A 22,691-nucleotide genomic window follows, 5' to 3' on the forward strand; every position below is an offset into this window, starting at 1 on the left:
AATAGCGCCCGCCACCGCACCAGAACGCCTGGATAACAACCATGTTTTTGTATGTCGGTGCATGTTAACCTAGCGCTTAATTACCATCCGAAATAGTCGGTATCGGTGCGAGGGAGAACAAGGTGTATTCCGAGCAGTTTATGATGCTACTGGCGGTACTGGAACGAGCGGCGCTCATGCTAATGGCGCTATTTCTGCTCACCAGAAGCCAGCGTTTTCAGCAAATTTTCCAGAAAAAAGATCGCCATCCCGGAGAACTGGCACTGATATCGCTGTTATTCATCTGTTTTGCGGTATTCAGTACCTACACGGGCATCCATGTTGAAGGCTCGCTAGTTAACGTGCGCATTATTGCGATCATGTCGGGTGGCTTACTGTTTGGGCCAGCGGTGGGGATCCCAGCCGGAATTATCTCTGGCATTCATCGTTATCTGATTGATATCAACGGCCCAACCTCGATTCCCTGCCTGATCACTAGCATCACGGCGGGCGTGCTGTCCACCTGGATGTATTTTCGCTGTAAACGGGAGCGGCTATGGTTGTGGGGCATTATTGGTGGCATGTTGTGTGAAGGCTTAACCATGCTGCTGATTGTCACCCTAGCCCCCAAGCACAACTGGGTTGGAACATTGTCAGTGTCATCGCCTTCCCGATGATCTTCGGCACCATCTGCATCGGACTTATCGTGCAGTTAGTGCAGAATCTGGATGATGAGAAAGAACGCATCGCCGGGCAGCATGCCAAACTGGCGCTCGATATTGCCAACCGCACCCTGCCCTATTTTCGTGAAAACAACCGCAGTGGCCTGCGCAACGTCTGCAACATCATTCGTGAACACATCAACGCCGATGCGGTGGCCATTACCGATACCGACAATGTACTCGCTTACGTGGGCCATGCCGAAGCCGATTACTGGCAACATTATCACGGCATGAGCAGCGTCACCCGCAAGGCGGTAGATTCAGGGAAGCTCATCATCAATAACGGCATTGATTATGCCGATTTTCACTCACTGATGATTGTGCCATTAATCGAAAACAATAAGGTTACTGGCACGCTTAAAATCTATTACTGCCACGAAGGACGCATCACCGACTCACTGAAAGAGATGGCGATTGGCTTGTCGCATGTGATTTCGACACAAATAGAAGCCGCCCGCAGTGATCAACTCAAGCAGATGGCGGCTAAGGCCGAGTTTTCTGCCTTGCAAAACAAGATTAATCCACACTTTCTGTTCAACAGTCTCAATGCCATTTCTTCGTTAATCCGTCTGCGTCCCGATGAGGCCCGGCAATTGATCTCTAATCTGGCAGATTTTCTGCGTTATAACCTCAAACGTAACGAAGCACTGATCGATATTCAGGAAGAGCTGGAGCAGGTTCGTGATTATGTCGCCATTGAAAAAGCCCGCTTTGGCAAGAAACTGACCGTGATTTTTGATGTAGACGATGTGCACCTGAAAATTCCAGGACTGTTACTACAACCACTGGTGGAAAATGCCATTTTGCACGGTATTCAGCCCGTGCGCGGTAATGGCGAAGTGACCATTGCCGTCAAACAGCACGGCAATCAGGTTATGGTCAGTGTACGCGATACCGGCAGCGGCATTGATGAAGCCATTATCGATGGGCTGTATCACGATAAAGTGCCGAGCGACCATATTGGCCTGATGAATGTGCATGAGCGGGTTAAGCTGCTGTACGGCCAGGGACTGAGCATCCGCCGCTGCGAACCCGGCACCGAAGTTTCTTTTAGTATCAACGCACAACAGTGACATCAACATGAAAGCAATTATTGTAGAAGACGAACCGCTGGCCATGGAAGAACTGCTGTATATCATCCAAAAACACAGTCGGTTAGACGTGGTAGCAACCTTTGAAGATGGGTTGGACGCCTTTAAATATCTGCAACAGCAACAGGTGGATGTCGCCTTTCTCGATATCAATGTCCCGTCGATTGACGGCATGCTGCTGGCTCGTAATATTCACCAGTTTGCCAAGAAACCCTTCATTGTGTTTACCACGGCACATAAAGACTTTGCGGCGGAAGCGTTCGAGATTGAAGCGTTTGATTATATTCTTAAGCCGTTCAACGAAAGCCGCATTCAAGGGGTACTGCAAAAACTGGAAGCCAGCACCGAAGCAGCAACCGCGCCGCCGGTGTCGCCCCCAGCAAACCGCAGCAATACGGTAAACCTGTACAAAGGCGAGCGCATCTGTGTTACCGATGTCAGTGCCATCTTGTACGTGGAAGCCGCAGAGAAACAAACCAAAGTATTCACCACTGACGATGAATTCATGGTGCCGATGACCATCAGTGAGTTTATTGAAAAATTACCACCCACGCAGTTTTTTCGTTGCCACCGCTCTTACTGCCTCAACCTAACCAAAGTACAGGAAATCACTCCTTGGTATAACAGTACTTATCTGGTCAAACTGCAGGGGAGCGAACAGCAACTGCCCGTCAGCCGTAGTCGGCTCCGGGAATTTCGCGAACTGATGCAACTATAAGATGCAAAAAAAGCCCCATCCAATATGGGGCCAAGAGTGGTGCCTTTCATAAAAAGCACGCTTATGCCAACTGAACGCCACGGGTTGGTGCCTTAACCAGCAGTGACAGCAACAGCGATAACGCCAACAGGCCGAAAATAACCCCGAAGGTGGCACTAAAACTGCCTAACAAAGCGGCCACCATAGAGCCACACAAACTGCCAATACCAAAACCCAAATAGATAACCCCGTAATTTTTAGTGAGATTATTCAAGCCGAAGAAATCACTGACCAAAGATGGATAAACAGTGATAGTGCCGCCGAAACTGAAGGCGATACACCCCAGCGCCAGATAGAAATTCAGCATCGTCATTTGGGTGAACAGCAAAATTGCCATGCCGACAATACTCGCTAACAGTGCCAAGGAGACGACCCGTACACGTGGCATCCGGTCTGACAGCACACCTAGTACCAAGCGCCCGCCGAGATTGGCCATGGCAATCACCGCCACCGCATTAGCGGCAATCGAGAAACTTAATGCGGCGTATTGTTCGCCAATATCTTTGGCAACCCCAATGACATATAAACCACTCATACAGACAGTGAAGAAAATCAGCGCCAACATCCAAAACTGTGGCCGCGCCATGGCTTCTGCCAAAGTAAAATCATTTGCCTGCCGCTGACTACCCACCGCCTGTTTGGGCGCATCCGTCATTAACAAGCCACCAAACACAACCATCACAGTGGCTATCGCCCCCAGTACAGGAAAGTGTGATTCAGTCCCGCGTGTTCCAGTAACGATAAATTGATGTATTTGAAGCCGAGACTCCCCAAGCCATAAGCCCCGATAGATAAGGCGGAGATGGTGCCTTTACGCTCTGGGAACCAACGCACACAATTTGAGAGCGTCAGTAAATATCCAGTACCGTCAGCAAAACCCAGCAACAAGCCGGCACACAGATATAGCATGGCGACACTACTGCTATATGCGGTAAGCAGCAGGCCAGCACCCATCATCAGACCGGCAGCTATGGTCACCTTGGTAACGCCAAAACGCTCCTGCATCTTTCCGGAAATGGATGATGCCAGCGCCAGTGACAAACTGAGAATACCAAAGGAGAAAGCAACATTGTCTACCGGCACATTGAGCTTATCTGCCAGCCCCGCATTAAACAGGCTCCAGGTATATACCGAACCCAGCGCAAACTGGGCGATGATAGTACCAATTAATGTCAGCACTCTAATACGGTTGGCTGACACCAGTTGTTGCTGCTGACCAGCATAGTTTTCCAGGGTAATGGTTTGATTGACGCTCATAACATGCACCTCGCAACCGGACGTTATCCGCTGAAATTTACTGTTGATGAGTTCAATAAACGCCTTCTCCTCCGCCACCACAATAACCGCAGCCAAAGATAAAATGAGTCGCCCGCAGGCCGGAATGAAATGCAAATTAGCGGCATGAAGTGCAGTTAAGCAATTGCTTAAATTTGCAACTAATGATCAATGATGAGGAAAGAGGAAAAACTAAAATGGTAATAAAAGTGGTTAAATCGGGCAGTCATCGCCTGCCCAGGCTCCATTATCCAACGGTACCACACTGTTGCTGCCATTGTTCAAGATTGCGGGAATCCGTTGTCTTATAAGATAGTTCAATTGTCGTCAACACTGCCTGGTGCTGCGGATTGCTACTGGCAGCAGTCCAACGCCACTTGGCGATTGCTGCGACTGAGGCAAGATCAAATATGCCCTGAGGATAAGATTTCAATATTTTGTAGTTTTCGGCTTTTCCATCAGCATTAATTGCCACCAGCAGCTTCACACATCCCGCCTCAAACTCTTTCGCCTTATCAATCGGATATTGCGGTTCTTCGCGGTGTGAAGGCACCCAATAGTGCACCATCTCCTGAGATGATGCTTGTGTCAAGTCAACATACTGAGTGGTACTGACTTTGGGTTTAGATGAGGTAGATTGACAACCGCTAATAGCAAACACGAATGCACACAATATTAAAACTGATTTCATAAAAACTCCTTGGCTATGCCCGAGAAACTTAAAAGAAAGGCAGCCTTGCCTCCCGATTATCGCGATTAAAACCTACTATAAATCTCTTCTAATATAAATAGTTAATTAATATATTCGCATTTATTTAGCTGGTGTGATTAGAAATATTTATGGTGCCCCATTCTCTTCCGCTACGGCTGAGCTATGCTGGTGCAGCACCAAGCGGGAGATGATATGTATCGCATTTTATTGGTAGAGGATGAGCCGGACATTGGCCAGTTAATCAGTGGCTGGTTGGCTCGGCATGATATGCAAGTACTGTTAGAACCTCGCGGTGATATGGCGTTGCAACGAGTCGACATAGAAAAACCCGATCTGGTGTTGCTGGATATTATGTTGCCTGGCATGGACGGCCTGTCGCTGTGCCGCGAACTTCGCCAAAGCTTCCATGGGCCAATCGTGATGCTGACCTCGCTCGACAGTGACATGAATCAGGTGTTGGCACTGGAACTTGGTGCCAACGATTACATTCTCAAGACCACCCCACCTAACGTGCTGGTTGCGCGCTTGCGAGTGCAACTGCGGCAGCTCGCGAGTGCTACACCGCCCCGGCCAAAAACTGCACAACGGCTGCAATTAGGCACCTTGTTCATTGACTACAACAGTCGTACTGTCCGATTACAGGAGCAAGCGGTAGCGTTATCCACCAGCGATTTTGAACTGTTATGGCAATTGGCAAGTCACAGCGGCCAAATTCTCAGTCGTGAAACACTGTTCAAGCAACTCAAAGGACGAGCGTACGATGGCATGGATCGCAGCATGGATGTGGCAATCTCCAGACTGCGGCAGAAGTTAGGAGACAACGCAGAACTGCCCACCCGCATCAAAACCATTCGCAACAAGGGCTACCTGTTAGTCGCTGATGAGTGGTCATAAACATGCGTCATCTGTTCACCCAGTTCTATCTGTTAGTGTTTGGCTGTTTCCTGATAGCGGCACTGTTGATGGGAGGAATTTATCAATTCACTGCCGAACGTACCGAGAACCGTTATTTGGAAGGATTGGTTCAGGACTTTCTTGACCGTTTTACTCAGGAATTAGCCACCATGCCACAGCCACAGTGGCCCGCCAAAATTAACGATTTCAGCCAACGGCTACATTTGGCATTACACACAGCGCCCTTAGATACCCAGCCGCTAGCGCGGGAAGATATTGCCTTTCTACAAGCCGGCAATATTGTGATTGTCGAAGATGACGCCACCTTTCGGCAACGCATCCCCGACAGTAATAGGGTATTGATCATCGGCCCAGTGCCTTATCTATCTTTCCGGCATGAACAGCACTGGCTGGTGTTGGGTTTTATTGTCTTGCTGGGGTTATCGCTGGCGGTGCCCATTCTGTTGTGGATGCGGCCACACTGGCGCGATATGCAGCAGTTAGAAGCAGCGGCCAAAAGCCTGGGCAATGGCGAACTCGATGCCAGAGCCGCCCTCGACAACAGCAGCAGCCTGGCAACCTTGGGCGCGACCTTTGACCAGATGGCACAGCGATTACAGGAACTTATCAGTGGGCGCAAACAACTGACCGATGCCATAGCCCATGAGCTGCGCACACCACTGGTGCGCTTACGTTATCGATTGGCGTTACTGGAACCGGCCCCTAGAGCTGCCGACAGCGCCGCACTGGAACAGGATATCGAAGCGCTGGAGTTCCTGATTGAAGAGATGTTGACCTATAGCCGCCTCAATCAACCGGAATTACCGCTACAACTAAGCGATGTGGAACTGGGGCAATGGGCCAGAGAACACCTGCCGGACTGGCAAGCGCAAGGCGCGGCCCACCGGATTACACTGCATTGCCCAGCCGTTCCGCTATATTGGCGTGGCGATTTAAGGCTGTTAGCGCGGGCGATGGACAATCTGGTCGGTAATGCCGTGCGCCACGGCAACAGTGTGGTGCAGATCCGTCTGACACAGAGCAAACAAGGGATCTGTTTGTCGGTACAAGACGATGGTCCCGGAGTCGCAAACCAAGAAGCCCAACGTATCTTTGAGCCGTTTGTCAGACTTGATGAAAGCCGTGACCGACGCACTGGTGGTATTGGGCTCGGGCTGGCAATCGTCCGCAGTATCGCGCACTTGCACGGTGGCGAAATCAGCCTACAACCCAGTGACCAAGGCGCACTTTTTTGCTTACAGTTGCCTGTACATTTGGATACAAACCGTTACCAGCACAACACAGACCCACAAGCGCCAGCCGCCTAATATCACTAGCAAAGGAGCATTGGGCTCCGTTTATTTGAGGTCTGAATCATGAACAAAATGCTGCCACTGGCCATTGCGGCCGTTTTTGCCCTGAATACTGCCACTGTAATGGCGGCTGAACCCACTAGCAGCAGCCAGGCTGCACCACAAGCTGCCGCACAACAGAGCAATAAACCACAGGTTAAACAGGTAAAAAAACAGCACCACAAGAAAGCTGAAAAGAAAGTAGTTAAAAAACAGGCAAAAAAATCAGTTAAAAAAGCCCCAGCAACTGAAGCTCAGCCTCAAGCTGCCAAAACTGCTGAATAGTCTTACAGCCTCACAGCTAAAGCCCCGCATTGCGGGGCTTTGTCGTCTATTTAGCCGATGACTGCGGCAGCTCAATATTGACATTGTAGCGCTGATACTGTGGGTCCAACTGGTCAATGAACGGATTGTTTAGCGGAATAATGCGCCGTTGCTGCAAACGCTTGATAGACGCGTCAAAGTAATGCTGCCATAAGCGAATAAAGCTGCCATCCGCATATGCTCGCACCAAACCACGGTATACGCGCTCGGCATTTTTGGTATTGTTTTTGTCTGTGATGAAAAATCGCGGCAACGGATAATACAAGGCCAAGCAAGGTTCTACCTGTAACATGCCGTAATCGTGAGCGACTTGTTGTTGCTCGATATCAATCTCATTGATTGCCCGAAAAAACAGATCCGCACGTTTTGCTCGCAGCATGCTAAACATATTCTGGTAATGGCTAACTTGCTGCACCTTGAATCCATTGGCCTGCAAGATCTGGCTATCCAGCCAACCAATCCCTTGCACAATACTCAGCTGTTGCAGTGCGCTTTTATCCAACTGGCAGAAACGTTGGAGCTCTGCGCCTTCGGCACGGATAAAGGCCACCCGATATCCTGCCATACCACGCGCCAGCGGAAATTCCACCACGGCAAAGTTCGCTAACATTTCATTGGTGACAGAGGCTCGCACAAACAGATTGTTGAAGTGACCTTGCTGCAATTCACGCAGCAGCCGGGCTTTATTCAGGTAGCCACCCGCTTCCAACATGGTAAACGGGCCATATTCATCCTCAGTTTTTTCCAGCGCCAGCTGCAATACGGCTTTGACGTAGGCGTTCCGGCCATCTGACTCGTCTTCGGCGCCTTGGTAATAAAACACGGTTGGCGTTAATGCCATAACAGGCATTGCCCAAGTTGCTAGCGGCACCAGCAATACCAACCACAAGCAGACCCACCATCTATCGTGAGCCGTCTGGTGTGTCAGATTGAGATACATAGCCGCCTTACCCAAATGCTGATAATACTGTCCAGTGTAAGCTTTAATTAGCTGTTTTGAATAGCGTTATTATATCAGCAGCGGTTTCAACACCACACAGATATCAGCATCGGTGAACGGTAATTTTCCACTGTTTAGCTAAACCCGCGACAGCAGACAGATAACCGCGTGATATATGGGGAAAAGCTATTAACAGCAGGACAGCGCTGTAATTGCCGCGGCTATCACGCAACATAGCAACAGATAACCGCGACGGATACAACGCTAGCTGACGTCAGACGCTGAGTGTCGCACGTTTGCAAACCACAGCGTCATCTAGCCATTGCAGACTTAGCGCGCATGCAACGGCGTAAGTGTTAACTGCAAACGGTAATCTTGCTGTTCAGCAGGCAACATCTGATAAGCCTTATAGGGTGCAGCGCCCCAACTGTTATCGCCACCCACACCGCGCTGCCGCAGATCGAGACACAGCTCAGTCAGCGGCCGAGGCACAATGTCTGTCGTATGGCGATTGGGGCCATCTTTCGGATAATCAAAATCAGCAATGGTGTTGTGGTGCGCAGTAAAATCAAACTGTGGCGCGCCACTAATACGCAGCCCTAGCCCTTGTTGATCACGGATTTCCAACCAGCGGACATCACTGCGATTACCGTTTTCCTGTGGTCGAATATACGGGGTGTACAGTTCGCTGACATCCGCATCATAAATCCCGAGATAGGCACTCTCTTTCCGATCCTGATAATTCGCCCAAGGGCCGCGACCGTACCATTTAACATGATCAAAACCTTCTGGCAGTTGCAGTTTCAGGCCAAACCTTGGCATTTCCGGTAAGTCCTTTGCCAGATGAGCCTGATAATCCACCGCTACCGCGCCATCCTTGCCGATAGTGTAACTTAAGCTGCCGTTGCTGTTTAACGTGGGGAAGCGCAACGCAAACTTAAGCATAGCGGTGCCATTCGCGGTTTTTTCCACATTGGCAGAGATCACTTCTGCCTTGTCACCCGCCTCTTTATAATAAGGGATGACCTTATCAAAGCCGTTACCGTAGTCGTTATCAGTGAAAGCCCGCCAGAAATTGGGCACCAACGGTGACTTAATCAACTCTTTGCCTGACACTTGATAACTCACGAGTCGTCCAGATTTGCTATCAAAAACCATAGCCGCATCTCCGGCACTGATGTTGACACTATCACCAACTTGCTGGAGTTTAATATCGTTAGAGGCCGGCACATTTACTGTTTGCGAGCCGCTATGCAGGATGATTTGAGCATTGGCAACTTCATGCTGTTGGGGAATGAGCCCTTCAGCTTGATTGGTGAAGAAACGGAAGTTGACCGCATATTCGCGCCCAGAGATAAACGGGTAATGACGCAAAGCATCAATAGTGAGTTCTTCAGAGTGCTGCGGTGGCGTTGCTAGTTTTGCTATATCGGCCTGAGCCACAATCTGGCCATTTTCCAACAGTGCCCAATGCCCGCGAACGTCTTGAAGATCTTTAAAAAAGTTATTGTTTTTAATCAGATATTTATCATCGCCTAAACGCTGAACGGCAATGTTCTGATATATTTTCTTCACTTCATACAAGGCGGGATGAGGTTTACGATCTGAACCGACTAAACCATTGGCATTGAAATTACCATCATTCGCCACGCCTTTCGGCTCAAAATCGCCACCATAGCCATAATAGATATTATTATTAGCATCTTTTTTCTGTAAGCCTTGATCAACCCAATCCCAAATACTGCCGCCTTGAACCTGCGGATGTTTATCAACAAAATCCCATAGTTCTTTTAAGTTGCCGGTACTATTTCCCATGGCATGAGCATATTCTATCCAGATAAATGGCTGTTCTGGATATTTATTTAAATACTTGTCTTCCAGCTCTTTGCGATCGGCATACATCCAGCCAATCACATCTGTCATTCTTTCTTTGAACCAGGTTTCTCTGGTTTCAAATTGTACAATCCGATTATCATCCATGGACTTTGCCATGTTATAGGCCGCAGCAATATTCACTCCTGGACTAATTTCATTTCCCAGAGACCAAGAAATAATGGATGGATGATTTTTATCCCTTTCTATCATGCCATGGACGCGGTCAAGGATTGCAGCCTTAAAACTTGGATCATTACCTAGACCATCTTCAGCAAATTGATAGGCATGAGCTTCAATATTAGCCTCATCTATTACGTAGAGGCCATACTTATCACACAATTCATACCAGTAAGGATCATTTGGATAATGAGAAGAACGAACTGTGTTGATATTAAACTGCTTCATTAGTGTAATATCAGTAAGCATACTTTCGTGGCTAATAGTATGCCCAGTGACTGGATCGTGTTCATGACGATTAACGCCTTTAATAATAATAGGCTGTCCATTCACTAACAGCTGCCCATGGGCAATTTTTACTTCTCGGAAACCAAAGAATTGGCGCACAACCTGATCTTCTTGTCCTGACTGTTGTAACGTTAACAACAGCTCATAACGTTTGGGTATTTCAGCAGACCACGCCTGTATATCAGTAAAGTCATGTGTGAAGGTGAGTAATGATGTGGCATCGGTAGCTACTGTTTCTTGCTGTTGCGTCCACAATTGCTTTTGCCCATCATAAACAGTGGCGACTACCTTGACTTTCTTTGCCGCTTTTTCGTTGTTAGCAATTTTTACTGATAAATTTAATTTGCCATCTTGATAATGGTTTTTTAAAGAGGTTTGAACACGGAAATCCCACAATTGTACTTTAGGTACAATCTGTAAAAAGACATTGCGTTCTATACCACTCATACGCCAAAAATCTTGGTCTTCTAAATAACTGCCATCACTCCAGCGATAGACTTCTACTGCTAATTGATTTTTTCCAGATTTGATATAATCAGTAATATCAAACTCTGCGGGCAATTTACCATCTTGGCTATAACCTAGTTTCTGACCATTTACCCAGACATAAAATGCGGAAGATACGGCTCCAAAATGTAAAATAATCCGTTTGCCGCGCCAATCATCGGCAACCATAAAATCACGTTTATATGAACCTACGGGATTATATTTGTGGTCTATAAAGGGTTTATTCTTAGGAAATGGATAATTGATATTCGAATAGATAGGATAATCATACCCTTGTAATTGCCATGTTGAGGGTACTTTAATTAACTTCCATGATGAAACATCATAATCTGCTTTGTAAAAGTCTTTAGGTCTTTTTTCTGGCTGTGTAGAAAAGTTGAAATGCCATTCACCATTGAGTGAGTAATATTGGCTGGACTGCTGCGGTTGCGCAGCTTGTGCTAATTTAATGGAAGGATAAGAGATAAAGTAAGCGCGATCTGGCAATTTATTAATATCGAAAACACTTGGGTTTTCCCAATCATTTTGCGTTACGGCCAAAGCTTGACTACAAAATATCGAGACAAGTAGCAGCCATACTTTCCCCTGTAGCTGATTTTTGATACGTCCTAACATTCACTTTCCCCATAATAAAAGCACACATTCCAAAGAGCGACAAATTGACCCGCTTCTTTCTTATAACCTTATAATTAATAAGCCAATTTGCCTACATCTACAGCAATAACCCAGATAAACTATCGAAGCGAACCACAAATAGCAACCGCTGAATCACAATCCAATGCTCAGTGATAAAGTAACAATATGGGGATTTGGGGGATATTGGCAATTAGTCAACTGGCAATATCCCCGGGGACTATTGGACTGTCAGTGGTTGCAGCAGTAACTGCAACCGATACGTTTGCTGCTTAGCCGGTAATAGACGGTAGGCGTCATAAGGCAATGCGCCCCAGCTGGTATCGCCCCCAACACCACGCTGCCGTAGATCCAGACACAGTTCTGTCATAGCTCTAGGCACAATATCAGTGGTGTGACGGTTCGGGCCATCTTTCGGGTAATCAAAATCAGCAATGGTGTTGTGGTGCGCGGTAAAATCAAACTGCGGCGCGCCGCTGATGCGCAGTCCAATGCCCTGCTGATTACGGATCTCTAACCAACGGGTATCACTGCGATTACCATTTTCCTGTGGTCGAATATAGGGTGTGTAGAGTTCGCTGACATCCGCATGGTAGAGCCCAAGATAAGCGCTCTCTTTCCGATCTTGATAGTTTTCCCACGGGCCACGGCCATACCAGGCAACGCTATCAAAACCCTCCGGTAGCTGCATTTTCAGCCCGAATCGTGGCATTTCCGGTAAGTCTTTTGCCAGATTGGCTTGATAATCCACCGCTACCGCACCATCTCGGCCGATGCGGTAAACAATGCTGCCATCGCTGTGCAGTGTTGGGAAATGTAAGGTGAACTGTACCTGTGCAAACCCTGCTTGCTGACGCAGTTGTACCCCAGTTACCTGCGCCGCAGTGTCAGCCTGTTTGTAGAATTCCGCCGTCTCCTTAGCGAATTTGTTGCCATAATCGTTATCGGTCAGTGCTCGCCAGAAATTGGGGAACAAACCTTGTTTTACCAATTCCACCCCAGCGACGCGATAACTCACTAAACGAGCGCTGTGCTTATCAAACCGTAGCTGACTGCGTCCGGCACCAACAGTGACGTTATCGTTATCCTCTGCAACCTGTAGATCTTTAGCCGCTGCCAGTTTAAACACTTTAGCTGCCAGCGGTTGTAGCAGGAACTGCTCACTGGCAACCTCGTGCCCGGCAGGCAAATCCTCCGCTTCACGGCTAACAAAACGGAAGTTGAGTGCGTATTCTTTATCGGTGGCAAACGGGAAATGCTGCAATGCGGCAATCGTAATATCGGATGTCTGTTGCGGCGCCGTGGTTAGTCGCGGGAGTTCGCCTTGCGCAAGCAGTTTGCCATCTGCTAGCAACTGCCACGCTCCGTTAAGATCGCTCAGATTTTTGAAGAAATTACGGTTAGTTATGCGGTATTGACTGTTACTTAGGCGAGTGACTGCCAACGGCTGGTAGATCTTTTTCACTTCGTGCAAGGCTGGATGCGGCGAGCGATCTGCCGCCAGCAAGCCATTAGCACAAAAGTTACCATCGTTAGCCATACCTTGCGGCTCAAAATCGCCGCCATAGGCGAAGTAACTGCGACCATCCGTAGTATGTTTCAGTAACCCCTGATCGACCCAATCCCAGATACTGCCGCCCTGCACTTGCGGATGGGCATACACAAAATCCCATAACTCCTTGAGATTGCCGCTACTGTTACCCATTGCATGGGCATACTCCACCCAGATAAATGGCTGCTCTGGATATTTCCCCAGGTACTTGTCAGTAATTTCCTCACGATTGGCATACATCCAGCCAATCACATCAGTCATCTTCTCTTTGAACCAGGTAGTACGGCTTTCAAATTGCACCACCCGGCTGTCATCCATGGCTTTGGCCAACTGGTAAGAAGCAGACAGATTCGGCCCCGGGCCAGTTTCATTGCCCAACGACCAAGAAATAATCGACGGATGGTTTTTATCGCGCTCGATCATGCCGTGCATCCGATCCCAAATGGCGGCTTTGAACTGCGGATCGTTACCTATACCGTGTTCATCAAAGCCATAACCGTGAGATTCCACATTGGCTTCATCAATCACGTATAAGCCGTATTGATCGCACAGTTGATACCAGTAGGGATCATTGGGGTAATGTGACGTCCGTACCGTATTGATATTATTCAGTTTCATCAAACGGATATCGTTGAGCATGCTGGCCTGAGAGATGGTCTGACCCGTCACAGGATCATGCTCATGCCGATTAACGCCTTTAATGATAATCGGCTGGCCGTTTACCAGCAGTTGCCCATGTTGCAACTCGACACTACGAAAACCGATAGGCTGATAGATCACCTGATCTTCCGCGCCCGGTTGTTTCACTGTGAGCAGTAACCGATAGAGTTTCGGCACTTCCGCCGACCACGGCTGGATCTTTGGAAAACGATGTTGCAACGTTAGCGGCACGGTTTTACCGGCGGCCACCTCAAGCGAGTTTTGCTGCTGCCACAAGGGCTTATCACCGTCATACACAGCAGTATCAACGCTGAGCTGCGCGGCTTGCTTGCTGCTGTTCTGCAACTGCAACGCCAAGGTTAATTGACCATCTTGATAAGCATTTTGCAGTACGGCTTTGGCGCTGAAATCCCACAACTGCGCTTTGGGTGATACTTGGATAAACACATCCCGCTGAATGCCGCTCATGCGCCAGAAATCCTGGTCTTCCAGATAACTGCCATCGCTCCAGCGATAAACTTCTACCGCCAAACTATTGTTGCCAGGCTTAACATAGTCAGTGATATCAAATTCTGCCGGCAGTTTGCTGTCCTGGCTGTAGCCTAGCTTTTTACCATTGATCCACACATAAAAAGCCGATTTGACCGCGCCAAAATGCAACACCAAACGCTGCTGTAACCAGTCTGTTGGCACCGTAAAATCCCGCCGATAAGAGCCCACCGGATTGTATGAGGGATCTATGTACGGCTTATTCATCGGGAACGGATAGCCAGCAGAGGTGTAGATCGGATAGTCATAGCCCTGCATCTGCCAGTTAGACGGCACAGTGATTAACGGCCAGCTTGAAACATCAAAATCGTTTTTATAAAAAGCTTCTGGGCGCTCAGCTGGCCGTTTAGCAAAATGGAAATGCCATTGACCATTGAGGGAGTAATATTGGCTAGATGTTTGCGGCTGTTGTGCCAACGCCAGTGGCGCTGAGGGATAAGAGATAAAATAAGCACGATCTGGCAATTTATTAATATCAAAGACTGCCGGATCTTCCCAGTCGTGATGGCTGCTGGCGGGGTTTTGCTGGCAGGCAACCAATAACCACAGCGCCAGTGCCAACCAGCTTATGTTTGCCATTTTTTCCCTTGCCTGTCGCAACATAAGCACTTCCTCCCAGATAAAAAAGGCTACACAGGACAGAGTAACTGTGCAGCCTTGGATAACACCTAAGCTTTCAGATAAGTGGTTTTAGCCACCGTATAAAAAGCCTTCGCCGCACGGCCCTGCTCACGGGCACCATAACTGGAGGCACCCACGCCACCAAATGGCACATGGTAATCAATCCCCGCGGTAGGCAAGTTGATCATTATCATGCCTGACTTAGCGTAACGTTTGAAATGCTCGGCATATTTCAACGAGTTAGTGCATAAACCCGCCGACAAGCCAAAGCGGCTGTTATTCACCATTGCTAGCCCTTCTGCATAATCCTTGACTCGAAATACCGCAGCAACTGGGCCGAAGATCTCTTCCAACGCGATCGGATCATTGGCTTTGGCATGATCAAACAGGGTTGGTGCAAAGAAACATGCTGGCAGCTCGGCAGCAGTGCCACCGCAGACAAGTTGCGCGCCAGGATGTTGTTCCATCTTGGCAGTCTGGCCGCTGATCAGTGCTTTTTGATTAGGGGATGCCAAGGGGCCGATTTGGGTCGCGGCATCCAACGGATCACCGAGTTTAAGTTGCGTGATCCGCGCCGCCAGCTTGCTGACAAATTCATCGGCAATCGCCTGTTCTACCACAATACGGGAAGTGGCCGTACAACGTTCACCCGCCGCGAAAAACGCGCCATTCAAGGCATTTTCTACAGCAGCATCCACATCGGCATCGGCCAGTACTAACAGCGCATTAACGCCACCCATTTCGGTTTGTACCGGGATCGCACGTTCCATGGCAGCCAACCGCACTTTCTTGCCGGTAGCTTGAGAGCCAGTGAAACTCAGCGCATCGATGCCTGCATTAGCGCAGATAGCCGCGCCGGTTTCGCCACCGCCAAGTACCATGTTAACGGCACCTGGCAGCACGCCAGCTTCGTGAATGAGTGCCATCAAGCGCGCCGCAGTGGCCGAAGAGATTTCAGAGGGTTTCCACACCACGGTATTACCAAACGCCAAAGCTGGGGCAATCTTCCAGGCGGGGATGGCAATGGGGAAATTCCATGGAGTGATCTGCCCGATAACACCGACAGGCGCATATTCCACTTCCACCATGGCACCGTTGCGGGTGGATTCCAGTCGCTCGCCGACAATACGCAGGGCTTCACCGGCAAAAAAGCCGAAAATACGGGCAGCGCGGCCCACTTCGCCTTTGGAGTCGGCAAAGGTCTTGCCGGTTTCACGGGCGATCAGCTGTGATAACTCATCGCTATGCTGCATAATCAACTGCTGCACTTTTGCTAAGGCATCTGCACGCTTTTCAATGCCTTGATCGCGAAATACTGCAAATGCCGCTTTGGCCGCAGTCACGGCTTGCTCGACAACATGGGCATCTGCCGCCGGAATCGTAATTTGTAAATCGTCAGCCTTGGCAGGATTCTGCTGCTGTAATACGGCCGCGCCGCTGACGTCGGTGCCACCTATGTGATGGCTCAGATGAATAATCTGCATCTAGTGTTTTCTCCTGTCACCGGTTGTCAAACAACCTGAAAACCCTCCGCAAAAGGTTCGTCATCATCAATCCAGATCTGATTGAAACCTGTGGTGTAAGCTGTGCCCTGAATGGACGGAATGATAGCAGGATGGCCCGCCAGCTCAGTGGCGGCTTCGACCCTGCCGATAAAACGGCTTTTGATATAACTTTCATGAACAAAGGTGTCGCCTACCGCGAGTCGACCTTTCGCCACCAGATGCGCCATACGCGCGGAGGTGCCGGTACCACAAGGGCTGCGATCGATAGCTTTATCGCCATAAAACACCGCATTACGCCCATGAGCGTCGGCTGATGCTGGTTTGTCGGCCCACAGCACATGACTCACGCCTTTAATGGCGGGGTTTAGCGGATGTACCGGCTGGAACTGTTCGCGTACGGCGGCACGTACCAATGGACTCAAACGCAGAACGTCGGCGGCACTGAGGCTGTCCAATCCGGCGTAACCGGCCTGAGGTTCCACAATCGCGTAATAGTTACCGCCATAGGACACATCGACGGTTAACGGCCCGCAACCGGGAATATCGATATGAATATCTTCTGCCGCCAAATAGGAAGGCACGTTGGTCAACTTGACCCATTCAACCTTCTGCCCTTGTTGCTGGTAGCTGACTTCTATCAGCCCCGCTGGCGCTTCCATCACCAGTTTACCCGGTGTTTTTGGCTGGATCAGACCATGTTCCAGCCCAAAGGTGATAATGCCAATGGAGCCATGGCCGCACATAGGCAGGCAACCGCTGGTTTCAATAAATACCACGCCAAAATCTGCTCGCGGATCTTTGGGCGGATAGATAAAGCCGCCAGACATCATGTCATGCCCGCGCGGTTCAAACATCAATCCTTTGCGGATCCAGTCAAACTGCTCCATAAAACACACCCGCATATCACTTAGACTGTTGCCAGCAAGCTGCGGATGACCCCCAACCACTAACCGCACCGGGTTGCCCGCGGTGTGCCCATCAATGCAGAAAAATGTATGTCTCATGGCGGCCTCTCGTACCGTTAAGCCTGAGTAAGTCTGGTGGCAGCGGCTTTTTCAACCATCGCTGTCACTTCGTCACGACGGGCACCACTCAACGGCAAGCGCGGCATACGCACCCGTTCAGTACCTCGGCCCATAATCTGTTCCGCTAACTTGATGGACTGCACCAGATCGTGCCCGGCGTCCAAATGCAGCAATGGCATAAACCAGCGATAGATTTCCAGCGCTCGCGCCATATCACCGGCTTTAAATGCGCGCACCAGTTCCACCGATTCTTGTGGGAAAGCAGAGGTCAGGCCAGAGATCCAAGCACAAGCGCCCAAGGTCAAGCCTTCCAGAGCGACATCATCCAGCCCGGCCAGGATATGGAACCGGTCGCCGTAAGCGTTATACAGATCGGTGTAACGGCGCGTGTCGGCTGAGCTTTCTTTGATAGCGACAATATTTTTTACGTCCACCAGCTTTGCCAGTGATTCTAAGCTGACGTTAACGCGATAAGCCGTGGGATTGTTATACAGCATGATGGGTAATGAGGTGGCTGCCGCTACCGCTTTAAAGTGGGCAATCAGCTCATCTTCTGTGGGCACATATACCATAGCGGGAAGTAGCATCAGCGCATCAGCACCAAGTGCTTCAGCATCCTGGGCATACTTGATGGCACGTTCGGTGGTCAGTTCACTTACCCCGGCGATGATAGGATGACTGCCTTTTACCTCGGCCGCCGCTGCAATAATCTGCCGCTTCTCTTCTGGTTCCAGTGAGTTATTTTCACCACAGGTACCAATCACCACTAAACCGTCAACACCATCTTCCAGCAATTTGGCAAAACCTTGCTGAGTGGCAGCCAAGTCCACCGCTAACTGTTCATCAAACTGGGTGGTAGCCGCTGGAAATACCCCGGACCATTTCATCGTACTTGTACTCATCTGTCTGTAATCCTGTTTCTGACATCAACTTTACGTATATGTTATATCGTATACTAAATAACGGCAAGCATTAACTTATTTGCTCTTAAGTTATAGTCATAACACATTAATTTTTAAAACTTATCTTTGAAATCTAGCAAGAGAAAATGCTTGTAATGCCGCAGTAGGACGCTGATTTTTCACCATCTCCGCCACCAGCATTGCCGTCTTGGCTGCAAGGGTCAGCCCCAGGTGTTGATGGCCAAAGGCATAATACAGATTGTCAGCCCGGTCACTTTTGCCAATCGCCGGCAGATAATCCGGCAACGTTGGCCGCGCGCCCATCCACTGACTCACATCATCAGAAAATGGTAGTCCTAGCTCATCACAATGGCGCTGTAGTTGCTGCCATTTACGGGGATCGGCTTTGGCATCCAAGGCGTTAAATTCGACAAAGCTGCACGCCCGTAAGGTATTGGCAAAACGGGTCACTATCATCGAGCGATCTTCAAATACCAGCGGTGGCAGATTTGCGGGCCAGGTGCTGTCATCACACTTCACTTCAAGGTGATAGCCACGTTCGGCAATCAATGGCACATGAGGGTGAATGGTGGTCAGCAACTTGCCAGACGCGGCCCCGGCACACACTAACACTTGGTCAAACTGGCACTGTTCGCCATTTGCCAACACCACTTCGGCACGGCCATTTTGCAATTGCAGTGACGCCACATCGGCATTTAGCCATTCGCCACCCGCCGCTAAAAATTGCGCTTTCAGCAAAGAAGCCAAGGCGGGCATATCATAGATTTGGCCGGAGCCAGTAAAACTAATCCCCCCACAGAGGGGCACGTTAAGTGCTGGCAATGTTGCCAACAGCGTTTTAGGCAACTCAGCCAAAGAAACGCTGCCAGTATCCGTATGCTGCCAGTTAGCCATACCTTTGCGGACAGCACTGTCTGACTCCCATAGCAACCAGTGCCCTTGATCTCGGTAAAGATCTGCCGCATCCAACTGCTGTAACAACTGTTGCCAGGCGGTTTCAGCACCATTGACAAGAGTTTTGAGCGCTTGTTTCCCATGGCGGAAACGACCTGGCATAGAGGCTTGCAGATAACGCCAAACCCAGCTCATTACGCCGGGCGCTGTCAATGCAAAATCCAGCGCACCGCCCACCATAAACAGTCGTTGCGGAGCCGTCGCCATAGCCGCTAACGATGCCAATGGTGTGACCTGTTCTACTGCGATATGGCCGGCGTTATTCCATGATGGCGCAGTCAAAACATCTTCCCGCTCTAAGATGCAGGTAGCAATTCCCTGCTGTTGTAACATCAATGCGCAACAACGTCCGACAATACCACCACCGATTACCGCAACTGTTCCATCAGCACTCATAGCAACAACCAACATCAGATATTTTAGGAATAATTCGTATACTATATAACAAATACAAAACTAACAATCATCCACTGTTAATTTTTTGTTGTTGTCAGTAACAACTAATGACTGGGGCTGGGATATCAGGCAAATAAAACTTTGTATCAGTATGTTTTACGCACAAACGAGGATGGATTGAAAGGCAGTAGAGATGACATAAACAAAAAGCCCGGGATATTGCCCGGGCTCCATGAAAACTATGCTTGCAGCTGTTGTCTCAGATCGTCCAACACGCCTTTAGTATGTTCTTTAATCAGTTTTTTCACCATTTTGGCATCCCGTGCCATCCAAGCATCAAAAATATGTTGATGTTCACTGAGCGCGCTCACTTCCCGATGGGGTGGTTCCAGATGTTTGCGCACATAGCGTTCCGACAACAGATGCAATTTTTCCAGAATATCCTGGGTAACACCGCGCTGTGGTGAAGCGGTAAGCGCCAGATGGAAATCGCGGTTCACCGAGACTCCGGTCGCGGTGCCGCCGCCCATGCCGTCAAACTTGCGGAAAGTGGCTTCCACCAATGCTCGGTGTTCATCATCTGCGTCTTTACAGGCTTCCGCTGCAGCATCGGGTTCAATCAGAATACGCAGACGGAACACATCTTCCGCTTCAGCAACCGTTAGTGGCCGCACCAAAAACCGCGGTTCGGGTGAGAGATGAGTAACCCATCGTGTTCCAAACGAGTCAATGCTTCACGCAGGGGGATCTTGCTGACGCCTAATCCTTTGGATAAGGCATCCTGCCTGAGCGGTTTTGAAGGAAGCATGTCATTGGCCAGGATACGATCCCTGATAATTTCGTATGCCTGTTCTGACAGGGTCTTGACCACAATCGACATAAATTGGCTCCAAAGCCCGGAATTCCATTCAACTGAACAAGCTATCCTGCTGAACAAAGGTGACCGGTGTAAGTGGTGGGAAAAGACTGATATAGGCAAACATTATACTATTTATGTTGCAGAATGCCTACTTTCATCGTGACCATTTGTATATTCCCGCGCATCTGTATACCGATCCGACCTATCACGGGGCTTAGGCCCCCCTTTTTAGCATCAATATGCCAAAAAATGCCTGACAACATCGTTGGCAGGCATCGCTACTAATAAGGGTATTGTGGTTAATCAGCATCTAAGACGATAGATGATGTCGAGTTTTTCTGCGACGACTCCACCGCTTTTGCTTGTGAACCCGAACCCTGAAAACAACACCAACCGGTGTAACAGTACAAGGCTGAAATCAGCAGCACTAACATGTGATACCAGAGAAACGGCAAATAAGCGGCAGTTGATACCCCCAAGGTTGTAGCCATAAACACGCCACCGTCAGTCCAAGGGGTCATCGGCGTGGTGATGGTGCCGCCGGCCTCGGTATTGCGTGACAAGACGCGTCTATCAACCCCCAACTCATCATAATTTTTGGCGGTAATAGTGCTGGCGGTAATCAACGATACATAAGCCGCCCCACCGAGAAAATTCCCTAAGAAACCCGCAAATAGGGTGGATAACCCCAAACGGCCTAATGAGTGAGCCCAGCGCTGCAAACCGTTAGAGATAGTCGTCAATACGCCGGTAACTTCCATTAGTCCGCCCAAACCAAGGGCCAACATCACCAATAAGATCACTTCCAACATGGAAGCAATACCACCGCGATTAAGCAAAATGTTCAAAAAATTCAAATCAGATTGTACGTGATTGCCCTGATACAGGGTCGAAAATGCCGCCACTGGTGACATCTGTTCAAACACACAAGCCCAGACCACACCGAGTAAGGCCCCAAAACAGATCACCGGAACAGAAGGCAAACGCAGGACCAGCAGCGCAATGACCGCTGCGGCAGGCAGCAGCATGTACCAGGCAATCACATAGTGCTGCGACAGGGCGTGCATTACTTCCTGCGCCCGGCCAACATTTCCATGTTGACCGTAACTCAGCCCCACTAACAGAAACATCAGCCCGGCAATCGTGATCGCCGGAATGCTGACATACAGCATGGACTTGATATGGTCGATAATGTTGACCTTGCACAGTGAAGCGGTCATCACTGTAGTGTCCGATAGCGGTGACAGTTTATCACCGACATAAGCACCAGAAATCACCGCGCCAGCCACCAAGGGGGCCGGCAGATCAAAGCCTGCACCGATACCCATCATGGCGATGCCCGCAGTGCCAGCGGTACCAAAGGAAGTGCCCGTTGCCAGTGAGGTCACCATGCAGACAAAAAATGCTGCCAGCAAAAATATATGCGGACTCATCACTGATAAACCGAGATAAATAATATTGGGCACCACGCCACCCGCCATCCAGCTACCGATCAGCGCGCCCACAGCAACCAGTACCAGAATGGCGTCCATCCCTTGACTGATACCGTGCGTCAACCCCTGTTGCATGCTGTGATAATCAAGCTTGAGGAACTTTCCCAGCCCCATCACCAGAAACCAGCTCACCAGTAGCGCTAGCTGGATTGCCAGACCAAGGACATGAACGAACATAAAAATGACACCGATGATCATCAGCGCCAGTAATAATATTTGTGGAACAGTGGGTAAACGGGAAGGATGCTGCGGAGTCATGTTGGTTGTCCTAAGGCTTTTACTTTGCCATTCGGCAAGGGAATAAAAATGCCCAGTCTTACTGGACTGTTGTTATAAATAGTTTGTGTAACGCAAGCGCTTTTGGCGCTTGCTTGGCTAGACGGTCAATGCACATAACCGATGCTCCCCACACGCTCATCTGAGTACCCCAACAACCGATTCCCCAATCGGTAAGTCTGCCGACTATTTACTCAAAACTAACGAGAGCTGCACGGAGATATCACCAATATTGATGAGCTGATGATGCTCAACAATATAGAATAAAAAATAACGTATACCATTTTAAAGATAAGTACAAGCTGAATAAACAGTCACATTTTACTGTGCCAACCATGCACGGTTCCTCACG

Annotated in this window: 19 protein-coding genes; 6 read left to right on the forward strand and 13 right to left on the reverse strand. The window is 49.3% G+C overall.

All coding sequences use genetic code 11. From position 1 onward, the window contains the following. Positions 1 to 122 precede the first annotated feature (122 nt). From KHX94_RS21050 to KHX94_RS06875, 3 genes are read left to right on the forward strand one after another with little or no spacing between them, the layout of a single operon-like run. Positions 123 to 656, forward strand: coding sequence for a LytS/YhcK type 5TM receptor domain-containing protein (locus tag KHX94_RS21050; RefSeq protein ID WP_280529631.1), 534 nt, complete (start codon positions 123 to 125; stop codon positions 654 to 656). A gap of 29 nt (positions 657 to 685) precedes the next feature. Beyond that, a complete protein-coding gene (locus KHX94_RS06870) occupies positions 686 to 1,774 on the forward strand; it encodes a sensor histidine kinase (RefSeq protein WP_280529632.1) in 1,089 nt (362 codons plus the stop codon). Positions 1,775 to 1,781: 7 nt separating this feature from the next. Then, a complete protein-coding gene (locus KHX94_RS06875; RefSeq protein WP_213682867.1) occupies positions 1,782 to 2,510 on the forward strand; it encodes a LytR/AlgR family response regulator transcription factor in 729 nt (242 codons plus the stop codon). A 61-nt stretch (positions 2,511 to 2,571) separates the two neighbouring features. On the opposite strand, the gene KHX94_RS21775 is transcribed toward KHX94_RS06875, so the two are convergent. The 3 genes from KHX94_RS21775 to KHX94_RS06885 form a co-directional block, all read right to left on the reverse strand. Continuing rightward, positions 2,572 to 3,228 (reverse strand): MFS transporter, encoded by a 657-nt coding sequence (locus KHX94_RS21775; RefSeq protein ID WP_280529650.1) that lies wholly within the window; start codon positions 3,226 to 3,228, stop codon positions 2,572 to 2,574. An 8-nt stretch (positions 3,229 to 3,236) separates the two neighbouring features. After that, positions 3,237 to 3,806: an MFS transporter gene (locus tag KHX94_RS21780; protein ID WP_280529633.1), complete on the reverse strand. Its 570-nt coding sequence runs from the start codon at positions 3,804 to 3,806 to the stop codon at positions 3,237 to 3,239. 265 nt (positions 3,807 to 4,071) lie between these two features. Then, positions 4,072 to 4,515, reverse strand: a complete 444-nt coding sequence (locus tag KHX94_RS06885) for an energy transducer TonB (RefSeq protein ID WP_213682868.1) — start codon at positions 4,513 to 4,515, stop codon at positions 4,072 to 4,074. Between the two features lie 213 nt (positions 4,516 to 4,728). Here KHX94_RS06885 and rstA point away from each other — a divergent pair, with 213 nt between their 5' ends. Genes rstA through KHX94_RS06900 form a run of 3 tightly spaced genes read left to right on the forward strand, consistent with a single transcriptional unit; the run spans position 4,729 to position 7,067 of the window. After that, on the forward strand, positions 4,729 to 5,430 hold the full coding sequence (rstA, locus tag KHX94_RS06890; RefSeq protein WP_213682869.1) for a two-component system response regulator RstA: 702 nt from the start codon (positions 4,729 to 4,731) through the stop codon (positions 5,428 to 5,430). Positions 5,431 to 5,432: 2 nt separating this feature from the next. Then, the gene (gene rstB / locus KHX94_RS06895) at positions 5,433 to 6,758 is read left to right on the forward strand and encodes a two-component system sensor histidine kinase RstB (protein WP_213682870.1); all 1,326 of its coding nucleotides are present in this window, start codon (positions 5,433 to 5,435) and stop codon (positions 6,756 to 6,758) included. Positions 6,759 to 6,806: 48 nt separating this feature from the next. Beyond that, positions 6,807 to 7,067, forward strand: coding sequence for a hypothetical protein (locus tag KHX94_RS06900; protein ID WP_213682871.1), 261 nt, complete (start codon positions 6,807 to 6,809; stop codon positions 7,065 to 7,067). A 46-nt stretch (positions 7,068 to 7,113) separates the two neighbouring features. On the opposite strand, the gene KHX94_RS06905 is transcribed toward KHX94_RS06900, so the two are convergent. From KHX94_RS06905 to nhaC, 10 genes are all read right to left on the reverse strand, one after another. Further along, positions 7,114 to 8,046, reverse strand: a complete 933-nt coding sequence (locus tag KHX94_RS06905) for a type 2 periplasmic-binding domain-containing protein (RefSeq protein ID WP_213682872.1) — start codon at positions 8,044 to 8,046, stop codon at positions 7,114 to 7,116. A gap of 330 nt (positions 8,047 to 8,376) precedes the next feature. Beyond that, positions 8,377 to 11,508, reverse strand: a complete 3,132-nt coding sequence (gene lacZ / locus KHX94_RS06910) for a beta-galactosidase, LacZ type (RefSeq protein WP_213682873.1) — start codon at positions 11,506 to 11,508, stop codon at positions 8,377 to 8,379. A gap of 238 nt (positions 11,509 to 11,746) precedes the next feature. Next, entirely contained in the window at positions 11,747 to 14,866 is a 3,120-nt protein-coding gene (gene lacZ / locus KHX94_RS06915; RefSeq protein ID WP_213682874.1) for a beta-galactosidase, LacZ type, read from the reverse strand. Between the two features lie 89 nt (positions 14,867 to 14,955). Next, on the reverse strand, positions 14,956 to 16,392 hold the full coding sequence (locus KHX94_RS06920) for an aldehyde dehydrogenase family protein (RefSeq protein WP_213682875.1): 1,437 nt from the start codon (positions 16,390 to 16,392) through the stop codon (positions 14,956 to 14,958). Positions 16,393 to 16,418: 26 nt separating this feature from the next. Beyond that, positions 16,419 to 17,417, reverse strand: a complete 999-nt coding sequence (locus tag KHX94_RS06925; protein WP_213682876.1) for a 4-hydroxyproline epimerase — start codon at positions 17,415 to 17,417, stop codon at positions 16,419 to 16,421. Between the two features lie 17 nt (positions 17,418 to 17,434). Next, entirely contained in the window at positions 17,435 to 18,340 is a 906-nt protein-coding gene (locus KHX94_RS06930) for a dihydrodipicolinate synthase family protein (protein ID WP_213682877.1), read from the reverse strand. A 120-nt stretch (positions 18,341 to 18,460) separates the two neighbouring features. Beyond that, a complete protein-coding gene (locus KHX94_RS06935) occupies positions 18,461 to 19,711 on the reverse strand; it encodes an NAD(P)/FAD-dependent oxidoreductase (protein WP_213682878.1) in 1,251 nt (416 codons plus the stop codon). A 239-nt stretch (positions 19,712 to 19,950) separates the two neighbouring features. Beyond that, positions 19,951 to 20,385, reverse strand: a complete 435-nt coding sequence (locus KHX94_RS06940) for a GntR family transcriptional regulator (RefSeq protein WP_213682879.1) — start codon at positions 20,383 to 20,385, stop codon at positions 19,951 to 19,953. Beyond that, on the reverse strand, positions 20,373 to 20,591 hold the full coding sequence (locus tag KHX94_RS06945) for a GntR family transcriptional regulator (RefSeq protein ID WP_213682880.1): 219 nt from the start codon (positions 20,589 to 20,591) through the stop codon (positions 20,373 to 20,375). Before KHX94_RS06945 ends, KHX94_RS06940 begins: the two co-directional genes overlap by 13 nt. A 278-nt stretch (positions 20,592 to 20,869) precedes the next feature. After that, a complete protein-coding gene (gene nhaC / locus KHX94_RS06950; protein WP_213682881.1) occupies positions 20,870 to 22,321 on the reverse strand; it encodes a Na+/H+ antiporter NhaC in 1,452 nt (483 codons plus the stop codon). Positions 22,322 to 22,691: the final 370 nt, after the last annotated feature.

This window comes from Shewanella dokdonensis (genome assembly GCF_018394335.1).
Taxonomy (GTDB): domain Bacteria; phylum Pseudomonadota; class Gammaproteobacteria; order Enterobacterales; family Shewanellaceae; genus Shewanella; species Shewanella dokdonensis.

Bases quoted from the DNA above. Each gene is read 5' to 3' on its own strand.
- KHX94_RS06875 (WP_213682867.1), top strand. From the start codon at position 1,782: ATGAAAGCAATTATTGTAGAAGACGAACCGCTGGCCATGGAAGAACTG.
- KHX94_RS21775 (WP_280529650.1), bottom strand. From the start codon at position 3,228: ATGGTTGTGTTTGGTGGCTTGTTAATGACGGATGCGCCCAAACAGGCG.
- KHX94_RS21780 (WP_280529633.1), bottom strand. From the start codon at position 3,806: ATGAGCGTCAATCAAACCATTACCCTGGAAAACTATGCTGGTCAGCAG.
- KHX94_RS06885 (WP_213682868.1), bottom strand. From the start codon at position 4,515: ATGAAATCAGTTTTAATATTGTGTGCATTCGTGTTTGCTATTAGCGGT.
- rstA (WP_213682869.1), top strand. From the start codon at position 4,729: ATGTATCGCATTTTATTGGTAGAGGATGAGCCGGACATTGGCCAGTTA.
- rstB (WP_213682870.1), top strand. From the start codon at position 5,433: ATGCGTCATCTGTTCACCCAGTTCTATCTGTTAGTGTTTGGCTGTTTC.
- KHX94_RS06900 (WP_213682871.1), top strand. From the start codon at position 6,807: ATGAACAAAATGCTGCCACTGGCCATTGCGGCCGTTTTTGCCCTGAAT.
- KHX94_RS06905 (WP_213682872.1), bottom strand. From the start codon at position 8,046: ATGTATCTCAATCTGACACACCAGACGGCTCACGATAGATGGTGGGTC.
- lacZ (WP_213682873.1), bottom strand. From the start codon at position 11,508: ATGTTAGGACGTATCAAAAATCAGCTACAGGGGAAAGTATGGCTGCTA.
- lacZ (WP_213682874.1), bottom strand. From the start codon at position 14,866: ATGGCAAACATAAGCTGGTTGGCACTGGCGCTGTGGTTATTGGTTGCC.
- KHX94_RS06920 (WP_213682875.1), bottom strand. From the start codon at position 16,392: ATGCAGATTATTCATCTGAGCCATCACATAGGTGGCACCGACGTCAGC.
- KHX94_RS06925 (WP_213682876.1), bottom strand. From the start codon at position 17,417: ATGAGACATACATTTTTCTGCATTGATGGGCACACCGCGGGCAACCCG.
- KHX94_RS06930 (WP_213682877.1), bottom strand. From the start codon at position 18,340: ATGAGTACAAGTACGATGAAATGGTCCGGGGTATTTCCAGCGGCTACC.
- KHX94_RS06935 (WP_213682878.1), bottom strand. From the start codon at position 19,711: ATGAGTGCTGATGGAACAGTTGCGGTAATCGGTGGTGGTATTGTCGGA.
- KHX94_RS06945 (WP_213682880.1), bottom strand. From the start codon at position 20,591: ATGTCGATTGTGGTCAAGACCCTGTCAGAACAGGCATACGAAATTATC.
- nhaC (WP_213682881.1), bottom strand. From the start codon at position 22,321: ATGACTCCGCAGCATCCTTCCCGTTTACCCACTGTTCCACAAATATTA.